Raw genomic sequence first — 4375 nt, forward strand, 5'->3', positions numbered from 1 at the left:
AGGCGTCACCGGAGGCAGGTTGAGTGCGACGGCGAGGTCGCGGGCGAAGTCGCCGCAGGTGGGGTAGCGGTCGGCGGGATCGGTGGCCAGGGCCCGGTTGATCACCGGGGCGACCGCGGGCGCGAGTTCACGACCGGATCCCGGGGGTGCTCCGGTGAGAAGAGCGACGGCGGTGGCGCCGAGCGCATAGATGTCGGCGCGTGCATCGACCGGCAGACCACGGAGTTGTTCGGGCGCGGCGTAGGCAACGGTCCCGACCGCAAAACCGGCCATCGTCAGATCGCTGGTCTCGGCGATGGGCCGTGCAATCCCGAAGTCGGTCAGCATGACACGGTGCGGCGTCGATTCGGTCAGCAGGATGTTGCCGGGTTTGACGTCTCGATGGAGGAGCCCTTGGCTGTGTGCGTGGTCGAGCGCGGCGGCCACTTCCGTGACCATTTGCAGGCACAGAGTCGGCCGAACCCCTTTGGGATAGACGGCGAGCAATTCGGCTCCGTCGGTTCCCTGGACGAAGTCCATGCTGATCCAGAGTTGACCCTGGTATTCGCCCCGGTCGTGCACGGCGACGATGTTCGGATGCCAGAGTTTGGCGGACAGATCGGCCTCGCGTACGAACCTGCGCCGGTAGTCCTCGTCGGATGTCGCACTCGATCCGGGCAGGGAGGCGGGCAGGATCTTGAGGGCGTCGGAGCGCGGCAATCGCGGGTGCTTGGCCAGGTACACCTCACCCATGCCGCCGGCTCCGAGCAGGCGTTCGATGGTGTAGCCGGCAAACATGGTGCCCGCGGAGAGCGGCATGAAGACCTCCGAATTCTGTGTTGCGCCGGCACCGCGAGCGTCGTGGTCTGCATGCCTGGCAGTGACCAGATTAGTGCAAGGCCGTAATCGCCCCGATACGCGCTTTCACCGAGTACTTGGCATAATCATCTGGTGCTGAAGTTGTTCAAGAGGTTCATGGGGCCAGTGGTGTCACTGGTCGTCGCCCTGGTGGTAGTCGCTGCGATGGTTGTGCCGGCCACGGCTGCGGCCGATGAGATCGTGACACCGCCGTCGTTTCCCCTGTCGACGCAGATGATCAAGGTGACGTCCGAATCGATTTACGACACCGTGGCGACGCTGACCGCGTGGGAGCGCGACGACTCCGGTAGGTGGGTTCAAGTTGTCGAAGCCACCCCCGCCGATCTCGGCGCCGAAGGCATCGGAATCCCGCGGGACAACGTCTGGCGGACCCCGATGGGTGTGTTCGCCATCGACCAGGCCTTCGGCAACCAGCCCGATCCCGGCACCGAGATGCCGTACTTCCAAGCAGACGAACAGGATTGGTGGGACGCGCTGCCCGGTTCGCCCACCTACAACACCCACGTCCGGCAGGTCGAGAACCCCGGCGGCGACAGTGAGAACATCCTGGCCACCGGCGACATCTACGACTACGTCGTCAACATCGCCCACAATCCGCAGCGGGTCGACGGGTTCGCGGCGGGCATCTTCCTGCATGTCACCAACGGCGAGCCCACCTGGGGCTGCGTCGCGATCGACCGCGACACGATGATCAAGATCGTCCAGTGGCTGGACCCGGCTCGCCAGCCGATCATCGACATCGGCCTCGCTTAACCGATCTTGGTGGCTTTTGGCGAGCGTTTCTGCAGGTCGCGCTCGCCAAAACCCACCACTATCGGGTGCGGCGTTTGAGTTCGAAGGTCACGACCCGCTGGTTGTCGTAGTCCGGGTTCGCTGCGGTGACCATCTCGACCTGGGCACGAGCCTGATCGACGACCGGTGTGTCCGGGTCGAGAACTGACAGATACTTCGCATGTGCAGCAAGAGATTCCACAGCGACCTCGATGAAGTCCCCGACTTCTTCGACATGGGTGACCTCCGGACTGTTCTCGAACAGCCACCGGGGCTTGTCGTCGAGGATGTCGTAGGCATTCAGGACCGCAGCCGCGAACTCCCGGTGGTCGAGCTGATTGAGCATTCCCGGGCCCCACTCCGATCCGCCGTACATCGAGACGATCACCTGTGGCTGTACGCGTGCGATCACCTCGGTGATGGCGGCACGGAGTTCAGGTGTGTTGCGGATGTCGGAATCCGGAAAGTCCCAGAACTCGATCGACTCGACACCGACGATCCGGGCGGATTCACGCTGTTCGATCTCGCGCGCGGGACCCGCCTCCGCAGGAGCCATGCCCTCGATACCGGCTTCGCCACGCGAGGCCAGCGCATACACGACTGACTTGCCCGCACTCGTCCACTTCGCAACAGCGGCGGCGACTCCGTACTCGGGATCGTCAGGATGCGGGACCAGCACCAACGCGGTGGACCAATCGGTCGGAAAGGGAACCAGCACACCCCGACCGTAACCGAACTTGGTGGCTTTTGGTGAGCAAACCCGCAGGTCAGCCTCGCCAAAAGCCACCAAATTCGGGGGTTGGATCAGCGTTCGCGGTCCAAGTTGGCCATCTTGAGGACGTCGAGACGCTTGTCGAGCTCGGCCTCGGAGAGCTTGTCGCCGATCAGGCCGCGGTCGATCACGGTCTGACGGATCGTCTGCTTGTCCTTGAGGGCCGCCTTCGCAACGGCCGCGGCCTCTTCGTAACCGATCGCGCTGTTCAACGGGGTGACGATGGACGGCGACGACTCGGCGAGTTCCTTGAGGTGTTCTTCGTTGGCCACGAGGCCGGCGATGCAGCGATCGGCGAACAACCGAGAAACGTTGGCCAGCAACTTCAACGACTCGAGGACGTTGCGGGCCATCATGGGGATGTAGACGTTGAGCTCGAATGCGCCGTTGCCGCCACCCCATGTGACCGCCGCATCGTTGCCGATGACCTGCGCGGCCACCTGGGTGACCGCCTCGGGCAGAACCGGATTGACCTTGCCGGGCATGATCGAACTACCGGGCTGCAGGTCGGGGAGCTGGATCTCGCCGAGCCCGGTGAGCGGACCCGACCCCATCCAGCGGACATCGTTGGCGATCTTGGTCAGTGAGACCGCGATTGTCTTCAGGGCACCCGACAGTTCGACGAGGCCGTCACGGGCGGCCTGGGCCTCGAAGTTGTCTTTGGCCAGGGCAAGTTCGGCCACACCGGTGAGCTCGATCAGCTCAGCGACAACCCTGGTGCCGAATCCGGCCGGTGCGTTGAGGCCCGTGCCGACAGCGGTTCCGCCGATGGGCAGCTCGCCGAGGCGGGGCAGGGTGGCGGTGACGCGCTCCACGCCGGCCTCGATCTGGCGGGCGTATCCACCGAACTCCTGGCCCAGTGTCACCGGCACCGCATCCATCAGGTGGGTGCGGCCGGACTTGACGACGGTGCGCCACTCGGTGGCCTTCTGCGCCAACGCGTTCTGCAGGTGCTCGAGCGCTGGGATGAGGTCGGTGACGGCAGCCTCGGTGGCGGCGACGTGCGTCGCGGTGGGGAACGTGTCATTCGACGACTGCGACATGTTGACGTGGTCGTTCGGGTGAACATCGACGCCGGCGGCCCTCGCGATCGACGCGATGACCTCGTTGGCGTTCATGTTGGAGCTGGTGCCCGACCCGGTCTGGAACACATCGATGGGGAACTGATCGTCATGCCGGCCGTCGGCGATCTCCTTGGCAGCGGCCACGATCGCGTCGGCCTTGTCCGCGTCGAGGAGACCGAGGTCTTTGTTGACCAGCGCGCAGGCGGCTTTCAGCAGGCCCATCGCCCGGATCTGAGTCCGCTCCAACGGGCGGTGGCTGATCGGGAAGTTCTCCACGGCGCGCTGGGTCTGCGCCCGCCAGAGAGCGTCGATCGGCACCCGGACCTCGCCCATGGTGTCGTGCTCGATGCGATAGGCCTGCTCACTCAAAGTTCAGCGCTCCTTGGATCGGATCCTGACGCCACCCAGTGGAACGGTGATCGCGCCGCCCGGATCGGTGAAAAAGTCGTTGCCCTTGTCGTCGACGACGATGAAGGCGGGAAAGTTCTCGACATCGATCTTCCATACGGCTTCCATGCCGAGTTCAGGGTATTCGATGATCTCCTGGCTCTTGATGCAGTCCAAGGCCAGACGGGCGGCCGGACCGCCGATCGAGCCGAGGTAGAAGCCGCCGTGGGTGTCGCAGGCGCTGGTTACCTGCTTGGAACGATTTCCCTTGGCCAACATGACCATTGATCCGCCCGCAGCCTGGAACTGCTCGACGTAGCTGTCCATGCGGCCGGCCGTGGTCGGGCCGAACGAACCCGACGCCATGCCCTCGGGGGTTTTGGCCGGTCCGGCGTAGTAGACCGGATGGTTGCGCAGGTAATCGGGCATCGGATCGCCCGCGTCGAGACGTTCCTTGATCTTGGCGTGTGCGATGTCGCGGGCCACCACCAGCGGACCGGTCAGTGACAGGCGGGGCTTCACC

Annotated in this window: 5 protein-coding genes; 1 reads left to right on the forward strand and 4 read right to left on the reverse strand. The window is 64.7% G+C overall.

What is annotated here, in order from left to right; all coding sequences use genetic code 11:
- On the reverse strand, positions 1 to 798 hold a 798-nt coding region (locus VIQ49_RS20580; RefSeq protein WP_331888104.1), incomplete at its 3' end, for a serine/threonine-protein kinase.
- Positions 799 to 930: 132 nt separating this feature from the next.
- Here VIQ49_RS20580 and VIQ49_RS20585 point away from each other — a divergent pair.
- Entirely contained in the window at positions 931 to 1611 is a 681-nt protein-coding gene (locus VIQ49_RS20585; RefSeq protein WP_331888106.1) for a L,D-transpeptidase family protein, read from the forward strand.
- Positions 1612 to 1669: 58 nt separating this feature from the next.
- Here the strand turns inward: VIQ49_RS20585 and VIQ49_RS20590 are convergent, their stop codons facing one another.
- The 3 genes from VIQ49_RS20590 to VIQ49_RS20600 form a co-directional block, all read right to left on the reverse strand.
- The gene (locus tag VIQ49_RS20590; protein ID WP_331888108.1) at positions 1670 to 2347 is read right to left on the reverse strand and encodes a PIG-L deacetylase family protein; all 678 of its coding nucleotides are present in this window, start codon (positions 2345 to 2347) and stop codon (positions 1670 to 1672) included.
- 86 nt (positions 2348 to 2433) lie between these two features.
- Positions 2434 to 3834, reverse strand: coding sequence for a class II fumarate hydratase (locus VIQ49_RS20595; protein WP_331888110.1), 1401 nt, complete (start codon positions 3832 to 3834; stop codon positions 2434 to 2436).
- A 3-nt stretch (positions 3835 to 3837) separates the two neighbouring features.
- The coding region (locus VIQ49_RS20600; protein WP_331888112.1) for a FumA C-terminus/TtdB family hydratase beta subunit at positions 3838 to 4375 on the reverse strand (538 nt) is incomplete at its 5' end.

This window comes from Williamsia sp., from assembly GCF_036566845.1.
Taxonomy (GTDB): Bacteria; Actinomycetota; Actinomycetes; order Mycobacteriales; family Mycobacteriaceae; genus Williamsia.